The sequence below is a fragment of the Thermophilibacter provencensis genome, from assembly GCF_900128445.1.
Taxonomy (GTDB): Bacteria; Actinomycetota; Coriobacteriia; order Coriobacteriales; family Atopobiaceae; genus Thermophilibacter; species Thermophilibacter provencensis.
The window spans coordinates 2,093,903-2,117,852 of sequence record NZ_LT671417.1 but is presented as its reverse complement, the minus strand read 5'-3'; the positions used below and the strand labels follow the sequence as shown (position 1 = coordinate 2,117,852).

The following is a 23,950-nucleotide window of genomic DNA, read 5'->3' as shown; positions in this document are numbered from 1 at the left end:
TGACACCTTGCCTACTGCGCGCCGCGGGACATCGCTATCTTGCCGGTGCGCGTGAGCTGCTTGATCCCGTAGCTGCGGAAGAGGTCCTCCATCGCGTCGAGCTTGCTCGCGGTGCCGGTGGCCTCGATCGTGAGCGTGTTCCTGCCCACGTCCACCACCTTGGCGCGGAAGACGTTGGCGATCTCGATGACCTCGTGCCGACGCTCGGGAGCTGCCTGGACCTTAAAGAGCACGAGCTCGCGCTCGACGGCCTCCTCGTAGGTGAGGTCGGAGATCTTGTAGACCGAGACGAGCTTGTGCAGCTGCTTGGTGATCTGCTCGAAGCCGACCTCGTCCGCCTCCACGATGATGGTCATGCGCGAGAGGCTCTCGTCCTCCGTGGGGGCCACGGTGAGCGACTCGATGTTGAAGCCGCGGCGGCTGATGAGGCCCGTCACGCGGGAGAGCACGCCCGGCTTGTTCTCAACGAGAACGGAAAGCAGGTAGTTCATCACTCATCAACTCCTTCGTGGGACGGCTTGACGCGGGGACGGCCCGCCTCGCCGAAGCCCTTCTCGCTGACGCGCACGCCGCCGAGCGTGACGTCGAGGGCGCCGATGATGTCGTCGATCGGGGCGCCGGGCGCGACCATCGGGTAGACGGTCTGCTGGGCGGGGATCATCACGTCGAGCAGGTAGGGCTCGTCGGAGGCGAGCATCTCGTCGAGTGCGGCGTCGATCTCCTCGGGCTTCTCGATGCGGCGGGCGCGCCAGCCGTAGGCGTCGGCGAGCTTCACGAAGTCGGGGTTGTCGGCAAGCTCTGTGAACGAGAAGCGGTCGTTGTAGAAGAGGTGCTGCCACTGGTGGACCATGCCGAGGGCGCGGTTGTCGATGATGAGGACCTTGACCGGCACGTTGTTGATCTTTGCCGTGGCCATCTCCTGGCTGTTCATCTGGAAGGAGCCGTCGCCGGCGATGCAGACGACCTGCTCGTCCGGGCAGCCGATCTTGGCGCCGATGGCGGCGGGGAAGCCGAAGCCCATCGTCCCGAGGCCTCCGGAGGAGAGGAACGTCCGCGCGTGCTCGCGATGGATGTTCTGCAGCGCCCACATCTGGTGCTGACCGACCTCCGTGGTCACGATGGATGCGTGCGGGTCGAGCTTCTCGGAGAGGGTCTCGAGAAGGACCTCGGGCGCGATCTTGCCCTCGTAGTCGGCGAAGTCCGGGGTGTAGAACGGCCAGCGCTCGCGCCAGCTGAAGACCTCGTCACGCCAGGCCTCGCACGCGGGCTGGGCGCCCATCTTCTCCAGGCGCTCGTTCACGGCGGCGAGGACCACCTTGACGTCGCCGACGATGGGCACGTTGGGGTTGATGATCTTGCCGATCTCGGCCGGGTCGATGTCGATGTGGATGATCTTGGCGTGCGGCGCGAACTCGGAGACCTTGCCGGTCACGCGGTCGGAGAAGCGCGCGCCGCAGGCGATGATGAGGTCGGACTCCGTGACGGCCATGTTGGCGTACTTGGAGCCGTGCATGCCAACGGGACCGAGGTTGAGCGGGTTGGAGCAGGGGATGGCCGCCTTGCCCATGAGGGTGGTCACCACGGGGATCTGCATCCGCTCCGCGAGCTCTACGAGCTCGGGGCAGGCGTGTGACGCCACGATGCCGCCGCCGGCCATGATGAGCGGGCGCTCTGCCTGGCAGATGAGCTCGGCGGCCTGCTTGACCTGCTTGGCGTTGCCCTTGTAGGTGGGGCGGTAGCTCGGGATGTTCACGGTGTCCGGGTAGTGGAAGACCATCTCGGAGCCGGAGAGGTCGCTCGGGATGTCAATGAGGACGGGGCCCGGGCGGCCGGTCGAGGCGATATAGAACGCCTCGCGGAAGGTCTTGGTGAGCTCGTCGGTGGACTGAAGCAGGAAGCTGTGCTTGACGATGGGCATCGTGATGCCCACGATGTCCGACTCCTGGAAGGCGTCGGTGCCGATGACGCCGCGCGTGACCTGACCCGTTATGACGACGAGCGGGACGGAGTCCATGTAGGCCGTGGCGATGCCCGTCACGGTGTTGGTGGCGCCCGGGCCGGACGTGACCAGCACCACGCCCACCTTGCCCGTGGCGCGCGCGTAGCCGTCTGCCATGTGCGTGGCGCCCTGCTCGTGGCGAGCGAGCACGTGGTGGATCTTCTTAGAGTCATAGAGGGCGTCGTAGATCTTGATGGCCTGGCCGCCGGGGTAGCCGAAGATGGTGTCCACGCCCTCGGCCTCGAGGCTGGCGATGATGGCCTGAGCCCCGGTCATGGTCTTGCCCTCGTGCTCCGTCTTGCTTCCTGGCCCGAACGGGCGCCCCTCGATGGCGCGCTGCCGCCGGGCGATCTTCTCCTCGGTGGTGATCATGAGAGGTATGCCCCCTTGTCTGCGCTCGTGACCAGCCTTGCGTAACGGGAGAGGACCCCCGTGGTGTACTTGGGCGCCGGCGGCTGCCACGCGGCGCGCCGCTCGGCGAGAACCTCCTCGGGGACGCGCAGCTCGAGCGTGCCGGCCTGGATGTCGATGTCGATGACGTCGCCCTCCTGGACGAGCGCGATTGGTCCGCCGGCGGCCGCCTCGGGGGAGACGTGGCCGATGCACGGGCCCTTGGAGGCGCCAGAGAAGCGCCCGTCGGTGATGAGGGCGACCGAGCTCGCAAGGCCCATGCCGCAGATGGCGGAGGTTGGGGTGAGCATCTCGCGCATGCCAGGACCGCCCGAGGGGCCCTCGTAGCGAATGACCACCACGTCGCCCGGGTTTATCGCCCCGCCGAAGATGGCCTTGCAGGCCTCCTCCTCGGAGTCGAAGACGCGGGCGGGGCCGGAGTGCTGCCACATGCCCGGATCGACGGCGCTCTTCTTGACGACGCCGCAGTCCGGCGCGAGGCTCCCGCGCATGACCTTGAGGCCGCCGTCGGGGGAGTAGGCGTTGTCCACGCTGCGGACGACCTCGCCGTCGACGGGTGGGCACGCATCGACCCATTCGGCCATGGTGCCGTGGCAGGTGAGGGCGGAGAGGTCGAGGTGCCCGGTGCGGCCGAGCTCGCCGATGATGGCGGAGACGCCGCCCACGTCGTTGAGGTCCTGGATGTGGAGCGGTCCTGCCGGCGCGATGCGCACGATGTTGGGCGTCTCGGCGCTGGCGCGGTCCCAGTCGTCCATCGTGACGGGGCAGCCGGCGGCCTGGGCGATGGCCGTGAGGTGGAGCATCGTGTTGGTGGAGCCGCCGAAGGCCATGTCGAGCACCATGCCGTTGTGGATGGCGGAGGAGGTGATGATCTGGCGGGCGGTCACGTTCTTCTCGACGAGCTCCATGACCTTCATGCCGGCCCGCTTGGCCAGGCGGACGCGCTCCGAGTAGACGGCGGGGACGGTACCGTTGCCGGGAAGCGCGGTGCCGAGGGCCTCGGCGAGGCAGCAGATGGAGTTGGCGGTGAACATGCCGGAGCAGCTGCCGCAGGTGGGGCAGGCCGTGCCCTCGAGCCAGTGGCACTCCTCCTCGGTCATGGTGCCGGCGGTGACCTGGCCCACGGCGTCGAAGAGGGAGTTGAGGTCGGTCTGGCTGCCGTTGCGCCCGCGGCCGGCGAGCATGGGGCCGCCGGAGACGAGCATCGTGGGGATGTCGAGGCGCGCCGCGGCGATGAGCATGCCGGGGACGATCTTGTCGCAGGAGGGGATGAGGACCATCGCGTCGAACTGGTGGCCCTGGACCGCGCACTCAACGGAGTCCGCGATGACCTCGCGGCTGGTGAGGCTGTAGTGCATGCCCTCGTGGTTCATGGCGATGCCGTCGCACACGCCGATGGTGTTGACCTGCAGCGGGGTGCCGCCCGCCATGCGCACGCCGGCCTTGACGGCGTCGGCGATCTGCTGGAGGTGAAGGTGCCCAGGGATGACCTCGTTCTGGGCGGAGACTACGGCCACGAGCGGCCGGTCGAGCTCCTCGTCGGTAAGGCCGTCAGCCTTGAGTAGGCTGCGGTGTGGCGCGCGTGCCAGGCCCCGCTTGATGGCGTCGCTTCTCAGTTCCACGCTTCCCCTCGCTTTCTCTCGTCGTCTGTGAGAAATGCGAGGCGTGGCCTCGAAGCCGTCACGGTGGCCGCCGGCGCGCGGTACTTCTCGGCGGGACGTCGGGGGTGGCCGCCGACCGCGCAGAGGTTCTCGCGAGCTGCTCGAGGGAGTCTTCGGGGCCGTCCGGCGCGGGTTCTCACGCTGCCCGCTCGCTGTGGGACGGATGCGGCCCGTACTGGCCCTGTCGTCGCATTTACTCGTAGGGTGCACTCTACGCGGCTCGTGTTTCCGCCCCGTGACCGTCCGTGAACGGTGTCATTTCCTCCGTGAGCGGCTCTTGACGGTTAGAAGGGTGTCCCGGGGAGAGCCTACAAGCGGCCTGAGCCAGTTTGTAGTGTGTTCCCCGAGCTTCCCCCTAGGTACACTACAAAAGGGACAACTCATCTACCTGCTGTTTTGTTTCCACTGAGTTGGTAGTGTACTTAGTGACTCGATCGGAAAACACACTACAAACTCGGGCAGGCCTCGTCTGAAGCTGAGATGGCCTACAGCGAGGTCTGGGCGAGGGTGGGGGTGAAGCCGGCGTCCTTGAGAGCGTCGAAGATCTGCTCCTTGTGGTCGGTCCCGAACGCCTCGATCGTGACGCGCAGCTCTACGGCGGCGTTGCGGTTAGTCGAGACGAACTGGTTGTGCTCGAGCTTGATGACGTTCCCGTTCTGCTCGGCGATGACCTGCGCCACGCGCACGAGCATGCCGGGGCGGTCGGGCAGGAGCACGCTCACGGTGAAGATGCGGTCGCGCATGATGAGGCCATGCTGCACCACCGAGCTCATCGTGATGACGTCCATGTTGCCGCCGGAGAGGATGGAGACCACGCGCTTGTTCTCCGCGGGGAGGTGCTTGAGCGCGGCCACCGTGAGCAGGCCGGAGTTCTCCACGATCATCTTGTGGTTCTCGACCATGTCGAGGAAGGCCACCACGAGCTCGTCGTCCGGCACGGTCATGACGTCGTCGAGGTTGTCGCGCAGATACGGGAAGACCTTGTCGCCCACCTCGAGCACGGCGGTGCCGTCGGCGATGGTGTTGGCGCTAGGAAGCTTGACGGGATGCCCGGCCTCGAGCGCCGCCGTGAGCGAGGGGGCGCCCTCCGGCTCCACGCCGATGACGCGGATCTTGGGGTTGTAGAGCTTTGCAAAGGTGGCCACGCCGCAGGCAAGGCCGCCCCCGCCCACCGGCACGAGGATCGTGTCCACGAGCGGCAGCTCCTGCACGACCTCCATGGCGATCGTGCCCTGGCCGGTGGAGACGCACGGGTCGTTGAACGGGTGGATGAAGGTGTAGCCCTCGCGCTCTGCGAGCTCGAGGGCGTGGTCGCACGCCTCGTCATAGACGTCGCCGTGGAGCACGACCTCGGCGCCGTAGTGCTTGGTGCGCTCGACCTTGATGAGCGGCGTGGTCTCGGGCATCACCACGACGGAGCGCGCCCCGGCGCGCGTGGCGGCAAAGGCGACGCCCTGCGCGTGGTTGCCGGCGCTCGCGGTGATGATACCGCGTCCCAGCTCGTCGGGTGAGAGGGTGGAGATCTTGTAGTACGCGCCCCGCACCTTGTAGGCGCCCGTGCGCTGCATGTTCTCCGGCTTGAGCCAGACGCGGTTGCCCGTCTGCGCGGAGAAATGCGGGCTCTCCACGAGCTTGGTCTCGAGCGTGACCTCGCGGACCTTCTCGGACGCCTCCTCGAAGGCCTCGAGCGTGAGCATCTCTGCCATGGCGGGACTCCTTTGCCAGTTGGTGACGGCGCGCCGGCCGGCGCGCGGGCACGGTTGCGGTCTGCCTATAGTAGTCCTGCCGGGGCGGGCCCGTCCCGGCGCGACGCAAGGGGGCATCAAATGGAAACCATCGATCAGGACGCCGCGGGCGAGAAGAACGACGTCGCTCCGCTCTTTCAGATTCATGACGCGAGCGTGGTGCGCGGCGGCAAGACGATCCTGCACGTCTCGGACTTCTCGCTTGTCGACGGCGAGCACGTCGCCCTTCTCGGTCCCAACGGCGCGGGAAAGTCCACCTTCATCCAGCTGCTCACGCGCGAGGTCTTCCCGCTCTGGCGCGAGGAGCCCCCGGTGCGCTTCCGCGGCGCCGCTCGACCCCAGCTCGCTGACATCAAGCGGACCCTTGGCATTGTGAGCTCCACGATGCACGACCAGGTGCGCGTGCACCTGCCGGTGATCGACATCGTGGTGGGGGGCCTGTTCGGCACGCTCGGCGCCCCGCTGCGTGGGGACGTGAGCGCCCGGGACCGCTCGCTCGCGATGGACGCGCTCGAGCGGCTTGGCATCGCCGAGCTCGCCGGGCGCGACGTGATGACGCTCTCCACGGGGCAGGTGCGCCGCGTGCTCGTGGCGCGCGAGCTTGTGCGCGACCCGCAGGTCCTCATCTTCGACGAGCCCTGCACCGGGCTCGATCCCGAGGGCATGTACCATGTGCGCCAGACCATGCGCACGCTCGCCGCCGAGGGCCGCTCGGTGGTGCTCGTGACGCACTATCCCGAGGACATCATCCCGGATATCCGCCGCGTCCTTCTCGTCAAGGAGGCCGAGGTCTTTGCCGACGGCCCCAAGGAGCGCCTGCTCACGAGCGAGGTCATGAGCGAGCTCTTCGGCGTGCCGCTCATGGTGGGGGAGTCTGGCGGCTGGTACTCGCTGCGCGGTGTGTACGGGGAGTAGCCTCCCTTCTCGACCGTCCTGCGCTCGAGCTCGCTTCCGGTGCCGCACAAAAAGGCGGGCACCCATATCGGGCACCCGCCTGATGTTTCCTGGTGGAGACGAGGGGATTCGAACCCCCGGCCTCTGCCTTGCGAAGGCAGCGCTCTCCCAGCTGAGCTACGTCCCCAGGCGCTTCGCGCGTTGGCTATTGTGGCAGGGCGCACCGATGATGTCAAGCACCAATCGGGAATTGCCTTCCACGGGACACGTCGGCCTCGCCGCGCCATCGGCGGACGAGAGGGACTTCGTCCGGACACAAAGACGCCCCCTGCGGCTCGATAATGAACCCACCTCTCAAAGGTGGGTGTCCCCATCGCGCGTTCCGGCTTTCCCATCAACGGGGAATACCCGTACTGAACACGAGATATCGGACTCCCTCGTAACGCTTGTCGGTTCACCCAGTTTGACCGCAGGGGGACGACACCACCTACTATAGGGGTTCTCGCGGGGGATACCAGTCTTGACACGGTGGTTCTTCTCGGCAACAGTTAGGGGGAACGTGTGCATCGCGCGGTTATGCCGCAGCTCAAGCTCCCCTTCAGCTCATATGTGACCCGTTTCCGCTATCATGGCAGGGCAGCTGCTAGGAGCGTGTGCCGGGGAGGGGACGAGGTGGATTCAGGTCTGGTGCCATATCTGTGCCTTCTCGCGGCATCCTTCCTCGTCTCGCTCGCATCGACGCCGCTCGCGCGCAGGATTGCCGTGTGGTGCGGCGCCGTGGACTACCCCAACGCCCGCAGGATCAACAAGAAGCCCATCCCGCGCATGGGGGGCGTCGCCATCTTCCTCGGCATCGTCGCCGCCTTCGTCGTCCAGTACCTGGGGACCACCTTCTGGGGCTGGCCCGTGGTCCTGGTCCCGTCGCCGCGCCTCGAGGTCAACTACTGGCTGCTCGTCCTCGCGTTTCTCGTCATCTTCTTCACCGGACTGCTCGACGACCGCTTTTCGCTCTCGCCGCGCCAGAAGCTCTTCGGCCAGGCGCTCGCCGCCGTCATCGCCGTGGCGGGAGGCCTCGTCATCGGGGACATCTCCAACCCCTTCGTCCCCGGTGGGTTCGTCCACCTGGGGTGGCTCGCCTACCCGGTGACCGTGGTCTACCTCGTCGCCTACACCAACATCATCAACCTCATCGACGGCCTTGACGGGCTTGCCGCCGGCATCTCGGCCATCGCGAGCTTCACCATGTTCGTGCTCTCCGTCTGGGCGGGCCGGCTCGACGCCGCCGCGCTCTCCGTTGCCGTGGCTGGCTCGTCGCTCGGCTTCCTCCGGTTCAACTTCCACCCGGCATCCATCTTCATGGGAGACTCGGGCGCCCTCACGCTCGGCTTTGCCCTCGGGACGGTGTCCCTGCTCTCCGTCACGCGCTTCGCGGGCCTCACCACCATCATCGTGCCGCTCGTGATCGCCGCCGTGCCCATCATCGACACGTTCTCGGCCATCGTGCGGCGCCTGCGCGGGCACACCGGCATCGGGCACGCCGACCGCGGTCACATCCACCACCGCCTCATTGACGAGGGCTTCGACCAGCGCCAGGCCGTGCTGCTCATGTACGGATGGACGGGCCTCATGTGCGTGGGGTCGCTCGTAATGACGCAGGTCGACACCGTGCCACGCATCGCCATCTTCTGCGCGCTGCTGGTGGTCTCGATGGCATTCGCCCGCCATCTCCACCTCTTCGAGCCGGTCCTGCTGCACCACTACAACCCCAAGACCGGGGCGGACGAGCTCGTCGCGCCGGGGGACGCCGCCTTCGAGGAGGAGAAGCGGAACCTCCACCGGCGCAGGAGGGACGACTAGCGTGGCTGGCGAGAAGGGCGCCGCCCCGGAGCTCGGCCACGAGGCCTACGGGCGCTGCGAGCTCTGCCCGAGGCGCTGCGGGGCCGCCCGCCTGGAGGGCCGTCCCGGGATGTGCGGAATGACCTCGACCCTGATGGTGGCGAGAAGCGCCCTGCACTTCTGGGAGGAGCCGCCCATCTCCGGCGAGGCGGGCTCCGGCGCCATCTTCTTCTCGGGCTGCCCGCTTCGCTGCGTCTTCTGCCAGAACCACGAGATCTCGAGCGGCGGGTTCGGCCTGCCGGTGACGGCGCCGCGCCTCGCGGAGATGATGCTCGAGCTCCAGGCGCAGGGCGCGCTCAACGTCAACCTCGTGACCCCGCTCCACTTTGCCCCGCACGTCCGCGAGGCGGTCCTTCTCGCCCGGGGCGCCGGGCTCGAGGTGCCGGTGGTCTGCAACACCTCCGGCTACGAGCTGCCCGAGGTGGTCCGCGCACTTGCGGACGTCGTCGACGTCTGGCTCACCGACTTCAAGTACGCGAGCCCCGCGCTCGCCGCCGAGCTCTCCCGCGCCCGGGACTACCCCTCGCTCGCCGCCGCCTCGCTCGCCGTCATGGTAGACGCCGTGCGCGCGGCGGGTGGGCGAGCCTGCGCGCCCGACGGCGCCATGCGGCGCGGCGTGGTCGTCCGTCACCTCGTGCTCCCGGAGCACGTCGACGACTCCTGCGCCGTGCTCGACCGCGTCTGGGACATAGCGGGCAACGACGTGGACCTCTCCGTGATGAACCAGTACACCCCCAACGAGGCATGCCGCCGCGCGGGCGGCGCGCTGGCGCGCGGCGTCACCGACGAGGAGTACGAGCTCGTGCTCTGCCATGCCGACGACCTGGGCTTCGAGAGGATCTGGTGGCAGGAGGGCGGGACGGTCTCGGAGAGCTTCGTGCCCGCCTTCGACGCCACGGGCGTGGAGGGCCCCGAGCTCGGCGCGGCGGGCGCGGCCCCTGAGGTATAAACTGTTGTCACTGCAGGGGCACGACTGACGGAGGTCGCATGGCGGACAGGACCGGTCTCACCGACGAGGAGCGCGCGGAGCTCGAGCAGCTCAGGGCCGAGAAGGCCGCGCGCGAGCAGGCCGAGCGCGCCGCCGCCGAGCGCGCCGAGCTCGACCGCCTGCGCAGGCAGAAGGCCGAGGACGAGGCCATGAGGGCCTCCCTTGAGCGCGACGCCGAGGCCCGCGAGCGCGGCCGTGCCCTCATGGAGCCCGATGACGATGACCTCAGGATGCCGCTCGGCCAGAAGGTCGTCATTCTCGCCGTGGTGGGCGTCGCCATCGTCTGGCTCGCGGCCACGGTCCTTGGATAGGAGGAGCCATGTCTCTCACCGACCGCACCAAGCCCACCGACGTCTGCCTCAACACGGACCTCTACGAGCTCACGATGGCCCAGGGGTTCTGGGAGGCGGGGCTTGCCGACGGGGAGGCCTGCTTCAACGCCTTCTTCCGCGACTGTCCCTTCGACGGCGGCTACGCCGTGTGCTGCGGCACCGGCCAGATCGCCGACCTCGTTGAGAACTTCGTCTTCGAGGATGACGACATCGCCTACCTCGCCGGCATTCAGGCGCCGGGCGGCGGTCCCATGTTCAAGCCCGCGTTTCTCGAGTACCTGCGCGACCATCGCCTCGACATCACGATCCACGCCGTCCCCGAGGGCCAGATCGTCTTTGGGCGCGAGCCCATGGTGCGGGTGGAGGGCCCGGTCATCGACTGCCAGCTCATCGAGACGGCGCTTCTCAACCTCGTGAACTTCCAGACGCTCGTGGCCACCAAGACCGCTCGCGTGGTGCGAGCGGCGGAGGGCCACCCGGTCTCCGACTTCGGCCTGCGCCGCGCCCAGGGCCCGGACGGCGGCCTCGCCGTGGCGCGTGCCTCCTACATCGCCGGGGCCTCGTCCACGTCGAACGTCCTCGCCGGCAAGATCTACGGCATCCCCGTCTTTGGCACGCACGCCCACTCCTGGGTCATGGCCTTCCCGAACGAGCTCGAGGCGTTCCGCGCCTTTGCCAAGTCGAGCCCCAAGAACTGCGTGCTCCTGCTCGACACCTATGACGTGCACCAGGGCATCAGAAACGCCATCACCGTGGCTAAGGAGATGGAGGGCATCGGCGAGCGCCTCTCCGCCGTGCGCCTCGACTCGGGCGACCTCGCCCGCCTCTCCAAGGAGGCCCGCTCCGCCTTCGACGAGGCCGGCCTGCCCTACGTCAAGATCTCGGTCTCCAACGACCTCGACGAGTACACCATCCAGTCGCTCTTCGCCCAGGGCGCCCCGATCGACTCCTTCGGCGTGGGGACCAAGCTCGCCACGTGCGACCCGCAGCCCTCGCTCGGCGGCGTATACAAGCTCTCCGCCGTCCGTCGCGACAAGAGCGAGCCGTGGACGCCCGTGATCAAGCTCTCCGAGCAGTCCTACAAGCGCACCGTTCCGGGCGTCCAGCACGTCCTGCGCTACTACGACCAGGCGGGCCGCCCCACGGCCGACATGCTCGTCGTCGACGACGTGGCACGCGAGGGGACGCCGCGCGAGATGGTCGACATCCTCGACCCGTACCTGACGCACCGCCTCTCGGGCGAGCCCGAGGAGCTGCTCGTCAAGCTCGTCGAGCACGGCAGGCGCACGGGAGGCCCCGAGGGCATCGAGGTCGCTCGCGAGCGCTGTCGCGAGGCCCTCATGCGGCTCGACCCGGCGGTCGCCCGATTCCTCAACCCCCAGACCTATCCCGTCGGACTTGAGCTCGGGCTTGCCGACCTGCGCAGCCGCCTCGCCCTCGAGGAGCGCGCGGAGTCCGGCCGCCCCACGGCATAGACGGGCGATAAGCGCCGAGAAGGACGAGGCCCCGACGTCTCCGCGAGAGCGTCGGGGCCTTCCGCCCTCCCGCGTCGCGCCCCTCCCCGCGGTCCCTCTCGCGCCGAGTCCCCCTGGTCCAATGTACTTCTCGCCCCGCGCCCCCTCGCCCGATATCCCTCTCGCGCCGCGCCCCTCCAAACGGTTCAACCATTCATCACATGGAAATGAAGGGGACAACAGGGCCCTGACGCCCCAAATCGGGCCACCGAGCCTCGTTGCCCCCTTCTTTACCATGTAATAAATGATGGAAGTTCCCACGAGACGGGCGCCGCGGGGCGCCCATCCGGCTCGTGGGGGCAGTCGCTTTGCTACAATCACACAGTTACCCGCACAACTGAGTCGCCGCGCCGCCGCCGTCCCAGGCGAGCGCGGCCACGATGCAAGCAAGAGGAGAATTCATGCCCGAGAAGATCGAGGAGCTCGTACGAGCCGCCATCTCCGCCGCGCAGGAGGCCGGCGAACTGCCTGAGTTCGAGGTCGGCGACCTCGGCTTCGAGCGGCCGGCGGACCCCTCAAACGGCGACTGGAGCTCGACTGTGGCCATGCGCTCGGCCAAGCTCGCCCGCCGCGCCCCGCGCCAGATCGCGGACTCCATTGTCTCCCGCCTTCCCGAGGACCCCTCCGTCGATCGCGTCGAGGTTGCCGGACCCGGCTTCATCAACTTCTACCTCGCCACCGCCTCGGCCAACGAGGTGTTCCGCACGGTGCGCGAGCAGGGCGCCGACTACGCGCGCTCCAGCATGGGGGCGGGGACCAAGGTCCAGGTGGAGTTCGTCTCCGCGAACCCCGTGGGGCCGCTCCACATCGGCCACGGCCGCTGGGTCGCCATCGGCGACTCGCTCTGCCGCGTGCTGGAGCACGTGGGCTATGACGTGGAGCGCGAGTACTACGTCAACGACCACGGCTCGCAGATGGACGTCTTCGGTCACTCCATCTCGATGCGCTACCAGCAGCTGCTTTCCGTGATGGGGGAGCGCGGCGCCTCCCTCGAAGACGCCCGCGAGGTGCTTCTCGCCGACCGCGAGGCGTTCGTGGCGGACGAGGGAGACGAGCGCCCCGAGACCCACCCGCTCACGGACGCCTTCAACGAGGCGCTGGGCGGCAACGCCTACGGCGGCGACTACATCGTCGACATCGCAGCGCGCTTCGTGACCGAGGACGGGGACAAGTGGCTCGCGACCCCCGAGGACGAGCGCATGGCTGAGTTCCGCGAGCGCGCCTACCTCTGGATGCTCGACTCCATCCGCGGCACCTGCCACGAGGCGCGCTGCGACTTTGACGTCTGGTTCTCCGAGCGCAGCCTCTACGTGAAGGGCGAGGACGGCTCCTCCGCCGTCGACCGCGCCCTGGCAGCGCTGGACGAGATGGGCCACCTCTATCGCGACGAGGCGGGCGCCCTGTGGTTCCGCTCCACTACCTTTGGCGACGACAAGGACCGCGTCCTCATCAAGACCAACGGCGAGTACACCTACTTCGCCTCCGACGTGGCCTATCACTGGAACAAGTTCCAGCGCGTCGACCACGTGATCGACATCTGGGGGGCCGACCACCACGGCTACATCCAGCGCGTTCAGTCCGCCTGCGAGGCCCTCGGCTATCCCACCCAGTTCGAGGTCCTTCTCGGCCAGCTCGTGAACCTGCTGCGCGACGGTACCCCCGTGCGCATGTCCAAGCGCAAGGGAACGATGGTCACCTTCGACGAGCTGCTTGCCGAGGTGGGCGCCGACGCCACGCGCTACACGCTCATCTCCAAGTCCTCCAACCAGATGATCGACTTCGACATCGAGCGCGTGAAGCGCCAGGACAACACCAACCCGGTCTACTACGTGCAGTATGCCCATGCGCGCATCTGCTCCATCCTGCGCCGCGGCGCGGGCGTCACCGTAGAGGAGGCGGCCGATCTCGGCATGGACGAGGTCGCGCGCCGCGCGGTGGGGGAGTCCTACGACCTAGGCCTTCTCTCGGACGCCTCCGAGGCCGCCCTCGCGCGCAAGATCGGCGAGCTTCCGAGCCTCGTCGAGAGCTGCGCGCGCGACCGCGCCCCGTTCCGCCTCACGCACTATGCCGAGGAGCTCGCCGGAGAGTTCCACTCGTTCTACGCCGCCTGCCAGGTGCTCCCGGGCAAGGGGAGGCCGATGGACGAGGAGCTCTCCCGCGCGCGCCTCGCCGCGTGCGACGCCACGCGCCGCGTCCTCGCCCTCGTGCTGACGCTCGTCGGCGTCCACGCCCCGCAGAGCATGTAGGGCCACTCGGCCCCTGCCTTGGGCCCCGGCGCCATGACGGCGTCGGGGCCGTCCCATTTGTGTAAGGATTGCGAATAAACGAATTGTTATCTAGGATTTTTATTGCTTGAGAGCGTTAACAATGGTTAATGCTCTCAAAATTATGTATACTGCCCCCTATCAAGGAGGCAGTTTTTATCAGCTGCTTTGCAGGAAGTCCTTCGCACTAGCGAAGGTGTGTGAGAGGTGGGGCTGTGGACCTCAAGGAATTCATGTCCGTCAGAAGGGCGTACAACATCGTCAGGCAGGCGGGCTCCTCGGAGGAGCGTCTCACCTTCGAGGAGTTCGCGATCCTCTGCCGGCTCGAGATCGCCGACGAGCCGATGAAGACCTCGGCGATCGCCGAGTACCAGGGCGCGCTCAGGCCCACGATGACCCATCGCACGAATCACCTCGCGGCGCTCGGGCTCATCGAGCGCGCCGAGGGGGCGGAGGACCGCAGGAACGTGGTCTGCTCCATCTCAGAGCGCGGCCGTGCCCGCGTGGAGGAGCTCTCCGACCTCACCCGCGCGCAGATCCCCACGGGCCGCGCGCTCTCGCGGACGTCGGCGGAGCGCATCAGGAAGTACGCCGACGCCATGGGGTCGCTCTTCTGCAAGGCCGGTGACCTCGTGCTGCTTGGCCTCTACGCCTCCGAGAGTGACTCGCTCACCATCATGCAGATCGTCGACGCGCTCGGCCTTCTGCAGCCGACGGTCTCGATGTCGGTCTCCTCGCTCGTCGAGCGCGGCCTCGCGACGCGCTCCCACGATGCCGCCGGCGCGCACACCACGAGCGTGAGCCTCACCGAGGAGGGCGTCCGCGTCGCGAAGTCGCTCGTCGAGAGCATCGAGGGCGTCGTCGTGCGTCGCAAGCTCCGCGGCAGCCGCAAGGCGGCCGAGGCCGAGGAAAGCGTGGCGTAATGCAGCGTTTTTGCTGCGTCGTCGCATGATACGTGCTATAGTTTGAAGGTGGTCCCGCACGCAAGGTGCGCGGCCGCCTTCATCCGTTTTATGGGGATGCGTTCCCCGAACCCACATGAGAGCTCGCATTGCACCCGGGCCTTGCCAGGCGACCGTGCCGTGACGCATGTGGGGCCGCAACAAGAGAGGTTGTTTTATGTCGGACGCCGAGACGCCTGTTTCCGTGCCTGACCAGGCCGATTCCGTGACCGCCGCGCCCGAGGCGCCGCAAACCAAGCCGCGTCGGCGTCGCCGGACCAAGGCGGAGATGGAGGCCGCGCGGGCCGCGGAGGCAAAGGCGCGCGAGGAGGCCGAGGCCGCAGGCGAGCCCGTCGCCCCCAAGCGCCGCCGCGGCAGGCCCCGCAAGACCGAGCAGGCTGCCGAGCAGGAGGCGACGGCAGCGCAGGTGAGCGACGGGGGAGAGGCTACCTCCCAGCAGGCCGATGAGGCGGCCCCGGCCCCCAAGCGCCGCCGCGGGAGGCCCCGCAAGGCCGAAAAGGCGGCGGAGGCTTCCGAGGCGCCCGCGAGCGCGCAGGCGCCGTCCCCTGCCGACCCCCAGCCCGACGAGACGGGACGGGCGGCGGAGGTGCTGACGCACGCGAGCTCAGAGCCCACCCCCATGCCCGCGCAGACCCTCGACGAGGGCGCTTCCGGGAAGGATGCCGCCCCGGCCGAGCAGCCTCAGCAGGACGCATCCGATCAGGCGTCGCGCCAGGGCCGCAAGCGTCGCCACAAGGGCGACCGCGACGCCTCTGGCGGGGGCGCCAGCCAGGGTTCCGCGGGCGGCTTTGCCGGCCAGGGCCGTCGCCAGAACGGTCAGGGCCGCCGCCGCAACCGTCGCCAGCAGGAGGCCGCCGAGCCCTCGCTCACCCGCGAGGAGCTTTCCGAGATGAAGGTCGCCGAGCTGCGCGCGAAGGCCGCGGAGCTGGGGATCGACTACGTGGGCGTGCGCAAGCCGGCGCTCGTGGAGGCCATCTACGAGGCCGCCGCCCGCGCGGAGGGCTTCCGGCCCGTCGAGGGCATCCTCGAGATCGGCAACGAGGGCTACGGCTGGATCCGCACGGGCAACTACATGGAGGGCGACGACGACGCGTTCGTCCACCAGCAGATGATCCGCTCGCTCGGCCTGCGCGCCGGCGACCGCGTGTCGGGCACCGTCGGCCCCGGCCGCTCCAACAGCAAGTACCCGCCCCTCATTCGCGTCTCGGCGGTGAACGGGCGAGCCCCCGAGAACCTCAAGGCGCGCCCCCGATTCCGCGACCTCACGCCGGTCTACCCCAACGAGCGCCTGGCCATGGAGTGCGGAAAGGACTCCATCACCGGCCGCGCCATCGACCTGGTCTCGCCCATCGGAAAGGGCCAGCGCGGCCTCATCGTCTCCCCGCCCAAGGCGGGTAAGACCACGGTCCTCAAGAAGATCTGCCAGTCCATTGCCGCCAACAACCCCGAGGTGCATCTCTTCTGCCTGCTCGTGGACGAGCGCCCCGAGGAGGTCACGGACATGGAGCGCTCCATCAGGGGCGAGGTCGTGGCCTCAACCTTTGACATGCCGGCCGAGAACCACACCCATGTCTCCGAGCTCGTGATCGAGCACGCCAAGCGCCTCGTCGAGATGGGGGAGGACGTCGTGGTGGTGCTTGACTCCATCACCCGCCTCGCGCGCGCCTACAACCTCGCACAGCCCGCGAGCGGCCGCATCCTCTCCGGCGGCGTTGACTCCGCCGCGCTCTACCCGCCCAAGAAGTTCCTCGGCGCCGCGCGCAACATCGAGGATGGCGGGTCGCTCACCATCATCGCCTCCGCGCTCGTGGACACCGGCTCCAAGATGGATGAGGTCATCTTCGAGGAGTTCAAGGGCACCGGCAACATGGAGCTCAAGCTCGACCGAGACCTCGCCGACAAGCGCATCTTCCCCGCCATCGACCCGGTGGCGTCCGGCACGCGCAACGAAGACCTGCTGATCGACCCCGCCTACCAGCCATTCGTCTGGGGCATCCGCCGCGTGCTCGCCAACATGAACAACGTGGAGCGCGCCGCCAACGCGCTCGTGCGCGGCCTCAAGGAGACCGACTCCAACGAGGAGTTCCTAATCAAGAGCGCCAAGAAGGCAAACCAGACCGGCTACGTGGCCTAGGTCGCGACAGCCCCCTCCTGCCGTCCTCGCGGGCGCGCGCCCCAGCCGATCGGGACGCGCGCCTGTTTTTGTCCGTCTAGTCTGGCGAGAAGGACGTCGGGCTTGTGGGGCCTCCCACGGCGCAAATTCCGCCAATGGGGGAGGGGGTCCTAATCTATGGGTCGAAACCCCTTGCGCGCCACGTTGACGAATGGGTATAGTTGCTTGAAAGCGCATGTGCGCGTCGTCGCGGTAACACGAAGATGAAACGAAGCCCAAACCGTAGACGCCCCCTTCCACCTCGCGTTCGTTGGTGGGAACCCGTGGTTTGAAGTTCGTCTCGTCTTCCGTCTCTGGGAGGAGCGGGAGAGCATGAGAGTGGGTAGGAATCCGGCCGTCCTTGCGGGGATAGGCGGGCCGCTCGCGCTGGCGCTGCCGGCGCCCGCGACGGCCCTTTCGCTTGAGGACGTGGTCGGCGAGGCCCTTTCCTCCCCGGGGGCATCTTTTGCCGCTGGCTTCGCGGGCGGCGTCGTCGCCGTGGGCGCCGTGCTCGGCGTGGCGGCACTCGTGCGGGCGCTGTCCCGGCGTGCCGCCGCGCGACGCCCGGTGCCGACGCCTTCCGAGCGGACCTCGGCCTCCGTCGCCGTGCCCGACGATGTCCCCGCGTATCGTCCTCGTCACATGCGCCCGGTCGACGGGGAGCCTGCAGCCGGGAGCGTCCCCGCCGCGCCGACGCCCATCGAGGAGCCGCCTTCCGCCGTCGTGCCCCGGGCCGGCGCGGAGCCGTCGACCGACTCCGAGCGCCGTGGGCCGAGCCACGCCGCGCGCGACTACGAGGACGTCGCCGAGAACTACGTCAGCCGCCTGACCTTCCGCGAGCGGATGGCGCGCCGTGCGGAGGGCGTCGCCGCGACGCTCAGGGCGCGCATGGACGCGGGCAGGATGGCGGGCGTCCCCGTCATCGAGCGCGCCGACGGAACGGTGGGCGACGTGGGAACGAGCTGGTGGACGGCATCCGTCGGCGCCGACTCCATCCCATCGTCCTTCGGGATTGCCGCCGAGGACGACCCGCTCGCCATTCCCGCCGACTTCTCCGGCATGGGCCGCAGGCTTGACGCGGGGCTCTCCCGCGGCTTCGACGTCCCGCCGGCGGGCGGCGAGGCGTCCCATGCGAGCATCTCCGGGCGCGTGGCCTTCGTCGACGAGGGCGCGTACCCCGAGCGCCGCACGGTCGAGGAGCTCACCGCGGACGACGACTGGGCGGCGGCACTGCGCTCGCTCGACGAGCTGGTCGCCGCCGAGCTCCCGAAGCGCGACCCCATCGTGTTCATCGATTCGGTGGGCGGCGCGGACACCCTCGACGAGCCTGACAACCTCGAGCCGGACACCGCGTTCATCCCCTTCCGTCCGCCGGCCGGCCATCCCGAGGTCGTGGACACGGAGTCCTACGTCGACTACCTCATCAAGGATGAGTTCTCCAAGAGCTCCTCCAATGCCGTCCGCCGCACCTCGAGGCGGTTCCTGCAGGTCATCGAAGGGGGGACGCAGCGCTCGGCGCACCTCGCGGGGTCTCCGTCCGCCCGTCCGGCGCACACGCCCCGGCACTTCTCGAGCACGGTGGCTGTCGAGGCATGACGCGCGTGCATGGCGACTCGGCGCGGCGGCCCGCTCTCCCATGGGCCGTCGCGCTCGCTCTGTGGATAGCCTTTATCTGGGGGCACTCGCTTGTCCAGGGGCCTCAGTCCTCGGCTGAGAGCGGAGCCGTCGTGGGGCTGCTGAGGCCGCTCTTCGAGGCGGTCGGGGTGGCGGACACCGACGTCATGTCGCTTGTCGTTCGCAAGTGCGCCCACTTCTCCGAGTACGCCGTCCTCGGCGCGATATCTCGCGGGCTCCTCGTCGCCCGACGCGCCGAATCCGGCAGGCCTGCGCTGCCTGCGGGTCTTCTCGTCGCGCTCGTCCCCGCCATCGACGAGTCGATCCAGCTCTTCGTCCCCGGGCGCTCGGGGAGCCCGGTCGACGTCTGCATCGACCTCGCCGGGGTCGTCGCGGGCGCCGCGCTCTCCTGGGCCCTCTCGCGTCAGCTCGCAAGGTCGCGTGCGCGGTGATTGTTTCGATGCTGTTAGCATGGTCACAGCTCGGTTAACAATTCCTCCACATCGCTGCTGCCGCGCTTGGGGCGGGCGTACGGTAGCAGCACGCTTTACGTAAGAAGCGACGGGAGGAGAAAGACATGTTCGAGAACGTTTCCAGGCGCCAGTTCGTGACCGGCTCCGCGGCGGCGATAATGGGCCTCGGCCTCGTGGGCTGCGGCGGCAACGGCGGCGGCGAGGGCGGCGACGGCGCGTCTAGCATCAAGGTGGGCATCATGGGCCCGCACACCGGCGACAACTCGTCCTACGGCCTCGCGTGCCTGAACGGTGCGCAGCTCTACTTCAAGCAGCTCAACGCTGACGGTGGCGTCAACGGCAAGCAGATCGAGGCCGTCGTTTACGACACCAAGGGCGACGCCACCGAGGCCGTCAACGCCTACAACCGCCTCGTCCAGGAGGACGGCGTGACGGGTATCGTCGGCTCCGTTCTCACCGGCCCCACCATCGCCGTTGCACAGGCCTCCGTGGCAGACAACATGCCCTGCGTGACTCCGTCCGCCACGGCGGCTGACGTCGTCACCTATGGCTCCAACTATTTCCGCGCCTGCGTGACTGACCCGGAGCAGGGCCGTGTCATGGCCCACTTTGCCTCTGAGCAGGGGTACAAGAACGTTGCCACGCTCTATCTCTCCGGCTCCGACTACTCTGAGGGCGTCAACGCCGCCTTCTGCGATGAGGCGGAGTCCTTGGGCATCACGATTACCACCCAGCAGTCCTATGCCGACGGCGACGTCGACTTCAAGGCGCAGCTCACCAACATCATTGCAACCAACCCTGACGCCATTCTCGTCCCCAACTACTACCAGGACGACGGCATGATCGTGAACCAGGCGCGCACCCAGGGCTACGATAAGGTCTTCCTGGGCGTCGACGGTTGGTCGGGCATCTACGGAGGCTCCGAGAACTACGCTGACGCCGCCAACCTTCACGACTGCTACTACTGCTGCGCGTTCAGCTCCTCCAACGAGTCCGAGACCGCCACGAAGTTCGTCTCTGACTACGAGGCCGAGTACGGTGAGGCACCCACCAACTTCTGTGCCCTCGGCTATGACGCAGCCATGGTTCTTGCCGCAGGCCTTACCGCAGCCGAGGAGGCCGGTCTCGAGGCGGGTTCCGATGAGTACAAGCAGGCCGTGATCGACGGCGTCGCCTCTGGCACTGTCGAGGGCGTCACGGGCTCCATCTCCTACGAGGGTACCGGTGACCCGGTCAAGTCTTCGCTCATCATCACGTTCGCCGAGGACGGCGCCGAGGAGACCTTCCAGGTCCTTGAGGCCTAGTGGCCCATCGTCCTTCTCGCCCCTTACGGGGCACTGGGCAAGCTGTGCCCGGTGCCCCGCTTTGCTCGCGCGCGGCTGTGCCGCGCCCCTCATGAGAGGAGCTCGCCTTGTTTATTACGCAGGTGCTCAATGGCCTGCAGCTCGGCAGCATTTACGCGCTCGTCGCCCTGGGCTACACGATGGTGTACGGCATCATCCTGCTGCTCAACTTCGCGCACGGCGACATCATCATGGTCGGCGCGTACGTGTCGTGGCTGGTCATGGCCCAGCTGGGGCTCAACCCCGTCCTCGCCGTCATACTCTCCGTGGCCGCATGCACGCTCATGGGCGTGCTCATCGACAAGGTCGCGTATGCCCCGCTGAGAAACGCGCCGAGGCTCTCGATTCTCATCACCGCCATCGGCGTCTCGTACTTCCTCGAGAACGGCGCCCAGCTCGTCTTCGGCGCCGATGCCAAGGTGGTCCCCGCCTACACCGATCTGCAGACCATCCAGGTGGGCGACCTAGCGCTCTCGTTCCCCTCAGTGCTCACGGTCATCGTTACCATCGTTGCCACGGTCGCGCTCACCCTCGTGGTTCAGAAGACCAAGCTCGGCAAGGCCATGCGTGCCGTGTCCGAGGACATGGGCGCCGCGCGCCTCATGGGCATCAATGTCAACTCCACGATCTCGTTTACCTTTGCCGTGGGGTCCGCGCTCGCTGGCATAGGAGCCGTGCTCTATGCGATGGCCTACACGCAGGCTAGCCCAACCATGGGCATGATGCTCGGCACCAAGGCCTTCGTCGCGGCGGTCCTGGGCGGCATCGGATCGATTCCGGGCGCTGTCGTGGGTGGCCTGCTCGTCGGCTTCGCCGAGGTTATCGTCACCGCGCTCGGTCTCTCCGTCTGGAAGGACGCGGTGGTGTTCCTGCTGCTCATCATCGTCCTCGTGGTGCGGCCCACCGGCATCTTCGGTCGCACGATGAACGAGAAGGTCTAGGGGGTGCACGCATGGAAGAAGAGGTCATGACCGAGAAGCGCCCCATCATTTCGACGGGTGGCCCTCAGCCGGCCGCCGGCAAGCGACGCAGCCTGTCGATGCCTGCGAGGTACGCAATCAACGCTGTTCTAGTGCTCGTAATTCTCATCTTGGGCGAGCTTATGATTGATGGAGGTGCCATCAACCGCTACCAGTCCACGGTGCTCGAGCAGGTGGGCATTTACATCATCTTGGCAGTCTCGCTCAATATCGCCACCGGCTATCTCGGCCAGCTGCCACTCGGCCACGCGGGTTTCATGTCAATGGGAGCCTACGGCTGCTCGATCTTCATCATTCGCATGAGCGAGGTTCTGGGCATCGGAGCGCGTGACTTTGTAACAGGCTCGCCGATGACGTTCCTGCTCGTTCTGGGCGGCCTCGTCGTGGGCGGACTGTGCGCCGCGGTTGCCGGCATCATCATCGGCATTCCCGCGCTGCGCCTCAAGGGCGACTACCTCGCCATCATCACGCTCGCCTTCGCCGAGATCATCCGTGTTGTGATGCTCAACATCGACAGCGTGCTCGGCTTCGAGCTCACGGGCGGTGCGGCGGGCCTCACGGGCATTCCCGGCTATACGAGCTTCCTGCTCGTCTTTGGCTGCGTCGCGGTGGTGTGCTTCCTCATCCACACGATGATGAAATCCCGTCATGGCCGCGCGATCCTCGCCATCCGCGACAACGAGATCGCGGCAGAGGCCACGGGCGTCAACACCACCTACTACAAGACGCTCGCCTTCGTCGCCTCCGCGTTCTTCGCGGGCGTGGCCGGCGGCCTCTATGCCGGGTGCGTCGGCGTCCTGCAGCCAGCGGTCTTCGGCTTTATGAAATCGATCGAGATTCTCGTCATGGTGGTCCTCGGCGGCATGGGTTCCATGCTCGGTTCCGCCCTCTCCGCAACTGTCCTCACGATTCTGCCCGAGGCGCTTCGCGCGTTCTCCGAGTATCGCATGATCGCCTACGCCGTCGTGCTCGTTCTTGTGATGATCTTCCGCCCGCAGGGCCTGCTCGGCTCGTATGACTTCTCGCTCTCCCGCATCATCGAGCGCGTCATGAACCGCGACTTCCCGTGGTCGAGGAAGAGCGCCGCGCCCGCGGGCGCAGATGACGGAAAGGAGGCGAGCCACGATGCCTAGCGACAAGAAGAAGCGTCGCCCCGTCCTCGTGCAGATGGAGACGCCGAACCTCATTCCCGAGCGTGACCTCGGCTCCATCCCCGTGCTCCAGGCGGAGCACCTCGGCATCGACTTCGGCGGCCTCACCGCCGTGGATGACTTCAACATCGCCATGGGCCGCACGGAGATCTCCGGGCTCATCGGTCCCAACGGCGCCGGCAAGACCACGATCTTCAACCTGCTTACGAGCGTCTACAAGCCCACGCGCGGCACCGTCCTCGTTGACGGATACGACACCGCGAGCAAGTCCGTTGCGGAGGTCAACCGCATGGGCGTCGCCCGCACGTTCCAGAACATCAGGCTCTTCTCGCAGATGAGCGTGCTCGAGAACGTGCTCGTGGGCTACGGCAACGCCATGAGGACGAACCTCATCACGGACATGCTCCGCCTCCCCGGCCACTGGCGCCAGGAGGCCGAGTACCGCGAGAAGGCCCTTGAGCTGCTCGACATCTTCGACATGAGGAAGTATGCAGACACTCAGGCGGGCAACCTCCCGTACGGCGCCCAGCGCCGCCTGGAGATTCTCCGCGCCCTCGCCACCGGCCCGAAGGTCCTGCTCCTCGACGAGCCCGCGGCGGGCATGAACCCCGCCGAGACCGAGGAGCTGATGGAGAACATCCTCAAGATCCGCGACGAGTTCCAGATCGCCATTCTCCTGATCGAGCACGACATGTCGCTCGTCATGGGCGTGTGCGAGGTCGTGGGCGTGCTCGACTACGGCAAGATCATCGCCAAGGGCACCCCCGAGCAGATCCAGAACGACCCGCGCGTCATCGAGGCCTACCTCGGCAAGCAGGAGGTGAAGTAGATGGCCCTTCTTTCAGTCAAGGACCTGCACGTCTCCTACGGCGCGATCAAGGCGGTCCGCGGCATCTCCTTCGATATCGATGAGGGCGAGATTGTGACCCTCATCGGCGCCAACGGGGCCGGCAAGTCCACCACGCTCAACACCGTGGCCGGTCTCATCAAGCCTGACTCGGGCTCCGTGGACTTCGAGGGGGAGACCCTCCTTGGCCTGCGCGCCCACAGGATCGTCGAGCGGGGGCTCGCGCTCTGCCCCGAGGGGCGGCGCGTGTTCACGCAGATGACGGTCGCCGAGAACCTCGAGATGGGCGGCTACACCCGCACGGATGCGGAGAACAGGGAGACGCTCGAGAAGGTCTACGATCACTTCCCGCGCCTCAAGGAGCGTCGCGGCCAGGTGGCCGGCACGCTCTCCGGCGGCGAGCAGCAGATGCTCGCCATGGGCCGTGCGCTCATGAGCAAGCCCCGCCTGCTCATGCTCGACGAGCCCTCCATGGGCCTCGCTCCCATCCTCGTGCAGGAGATCTTTGCCATCGTCAAGCAGCTGAACGAGGCGGGGACCACGATTCTGCTCGTCGAGCAGAACGCCAACATGGCGCTCTCTGTTGCCGACCGTGCGTACGTCCTGGAGATCGGCACGATCAAGAAGACCGGAACCGGTGCCGAGCTGCTCGTCGACGACGACGTCCGCAAGGCCTATCTCGGCGGCTGACAACATCGTGTACCTGGGCGGCGGCCTTTTGCCG

The 23,950-nt window shown here is 67.6% G+C and carries 19 protein-coding genes and 1 tRNA gene; 15 read left to right on the top strand and 5 right to left on the bottom strand.

The features are described 5' to 3' along the window. Positions 1-11 precede the first annotated feature (11 nt). From ilvN to ilvA, 4 genes are all read right to left on the bottom strand, one after another. Entirely contained in the window at positions 12-491 is a 480-nt protein-coding gene (gene ilvN, locus BQ7391_RS09575) for an acetolactate synthase small subunit (protein WP_075280381.1), read from the bottom strand. Beyond that, positions 491-2,371 carry a biosynthetic-type acetolactate synthase large subunit gene (ilvB, locus tag BQ7391_RS09570; RefSeq protein WP_075280380.1) on the bottom strand — a complete coding sequence of 627 codons (1,881 nt, stop codon included), beginning with the start codon at positions 2,369-2,371 and terminating at the stop codon, positions 491-493. The genes ilvN and ilvB overlap by 1 nt, the downstream gene beginning before the upstream one ends. Beyond that, the gene (gene ilvD / locus BQ7391_RS09565) at positions 2,368-4,032 is read right to left on the bottom strand and encodes a dihydroxy-acid dehydratase (protein WP_075280379.1); all 1,665 of its coding nucleotides are present in this window, start codon (positions 4,030-4,032) and stop codon (positions 2,368-2,370) included. The genes ilvB and ilvD overlap by 4 nt, the downstream gene beginning before the upstream one ends. A 524-nt stretch (positions 4,033-4,556) precedes the next feature. Then, positions 4,557-5,777 (bottom strand): threonine ammonia-lyase, encoded by a 1,221-nt coding sequence (gene ilvA, locus BQ7391_RS09560; RefSeq protein WP_075280378.1) that lies wholly within the window; start codon positions 5,775-5,777, stop codon positions 4,557-4,559. A gap of 120 nt (positions 5,778-5,897) precedes the next feature. On the opposite strand from ilvA, the gene BQ7391_RS09555 reads away from it, so the two are divergent. Continuing rightward, a complete protein-coding gene (locus tag BQ7391_RS09555) occupies positions 5,898-6,731 on the top strand; it encodes an ABC transporter ATP-binding protein (RefSeq protein WP_075280377.1) in 834 nt (277 codons plus the stop codon). Positions 6,732-6,821: 90 nt separating this feature from the next. Here BQ7391_RS09555 and BQ7391_RS09550 read toward each other — a convergent pair. Further along, positions 6,822-6,897, bottom strand: a tRNA-Ala gene (locus tag BQ7391_RS09550). 485 nt (positions 6,898-7,382) lie between these two features. On the opposite strand from BQ7391_RS09550, the gene BQ7391_RS09545 reads away from it, so the two are divergent. From BQ7391_RS09545 to BQ7391_RS09480, 14 genes are all read left to right on the top strand, one after another. Further along, positions 7,383-8,567 (top strand): glycosyltransferase family 4 protein, encoded by a 1,185-nt coding sequence (locus tag BQ7391_RS09545; protein ID WP_075280376.1) that lies wholly within the window; start codon positions 7,383-7,385, stop codon positions 8,565-8,567. 1 nt (position 8,568) lies between these two features. Next, complete coding sequence (locus BQ7391_RS09540) at positions 8,569-9,555, top strand: radical SAM protein (protein WP_075280375.1); 987 nt, start codon at positions 8,569-8,571, stop codon at positions 9,553-9,555. A 38-nt stretch (positions 9,556-9,593) separates the two neighbouring features. Continuing rightward, entirely contained in the window at positions 9,594-9,905 is a 312-nt protein-coding gene (locus BQ7391_RS09535; RefSeq protein WP_075280374.1) for a hypothetical protein, read from the top strand. Positions 9,906-9,913: 8 nt separating this feature from the next. After that, positions 9,914-11,401, top strand: coding sequence for a nicotinate phosphoribosyltransferase (locus tag BQ7391_RS09530; RefSeq protein WP_075280373.1), 1,488 nt, complete (start codon positions 9,914-9,916; stop codon positions 11,399-11,401). 440 nt (positions 11,402-11,841) lie between these two features. After that, positions 11,842-13,686, top strand: coding sequence for an arginine--tRNA ligase (locus BQ7391_RS09525; RefSeq protein WP_075280372.1), 1,845 nt, complete (start codon positions 11,842-11,844; stop codon positions 13,684-13,686). Between the two features lie 233 nt (positions 13,687-13,919). Beyond that, entirely contained in the window at positions 13,920-14,627 is a 708-nt protein-coding gene (locus tag BQ7391_RS09520; RefSeq protein ID WP_075280371.1) for a MarR family transcriptional regulator, read from the top strand. A 196-nt stretch (positions 14,628-14,823) separates the two neighbouring features. After that, positions 14,824-16,800 carry a transcription termination factor Rho gene (gene rho / locus BQ7391_RS09515; protein ID WP_083662183.1) on the top strand — a complete coding sequence of 659 codons (1,977 nt, stop codon included), beginning with the start codon at positions 14,824-14,826 and terminating at the stop codon, positions 16,798-16,800. A gap of 351 nt (positions 16,801-17,151) precedes the next feature. Further along, positions 17,152-18,414 carry a hypothetical protein gene (locus BQ7391_RS09510; protein WP_075280370.1) on the top strand — a complete coding sequence of 421 codons (1,263 nt, stop codon included), beginning with the start codon at positions 17,152-17,154 and terminating at the stop codon, positions 18,412-18,414. Next, the gene (locus BQ7391_RS09505; protein ID WP_075280369.1) at positions 18,411-18,884 is read left to right on the top strand and encodes a VanZ family protein; all 474 of its coding nucleotides are present in this window, start codon (positions 18,411-18,413) and stop codon (positions 18,882-18,884) included. The genes BQ7391_RS09510 and BQ7391_RS09505 overlap by 4 nt, the downstream gene beginning before the upstream one ends. Positions 18,885-19,009: 125 nt before the next feature. Then, positions 19,010-20,209, top strand: a complete 1,200-nt coding sequence (locus BQ7391_RS09500; RefSeq protein WP_075280368.1) for an ABC transporter substrate-binding protein — start codon at positions 19,010-19,012, stop codon at positions 20,207-20,209. Positions 20,210-20,316: 107 nt separating this feature from the next. Next, complete coding sequence (locus BQ7391_RS09495; RefSeq protein ID WP_075280367.1) at positions 20,317-21,189, top strand: branched-chain amino acid ABC transporter permease; 873 nt, start codon at positions 20,317-20,319, stop codon at positions 21,187-21,189. 11 nt (positions 21,190-21,200) lie between these two features. Beyond that, on the top strand, positions 21,201-22,361 hold the full coding sequence (locus tag BQ7391_RS09490; RefSeq protein WP_075280366.1) for a branched-chain amino acid ABC transporter permease: 1,161 nt from the start codon (positions 21,201-21,203) through the stop codon (positions 22,359-22,361). Further along, positions 22,354-23,208 (top strand): ABC transporter ATP-binding protein, encoded by an 855-nt coding sequence (locus BQ7391_RS09485; RefSeq protein WP_075280365.1) that lies wholly within the window; start codon positions 22,354-22,356, stop codon positions 23,206-23,208. The genes BQ7391_RS09490 and BQ7391_RS09485 overlap by 8 nt, the downstream gene beginning before the upstream one ends. Then, positions 23,209-23,916, top strand: coding sequence for an ABC transporter ATP-binding protein (locus BQ7391_RS09480; protein WP_075280364.1), 708 nt, complete (start codon positions 23,209-23,211; stop codon positions 23,914-23,916). It abuts the gene before it with no gap. Positions 23,917-23,950: the final 34 nt, after the last annotated feature.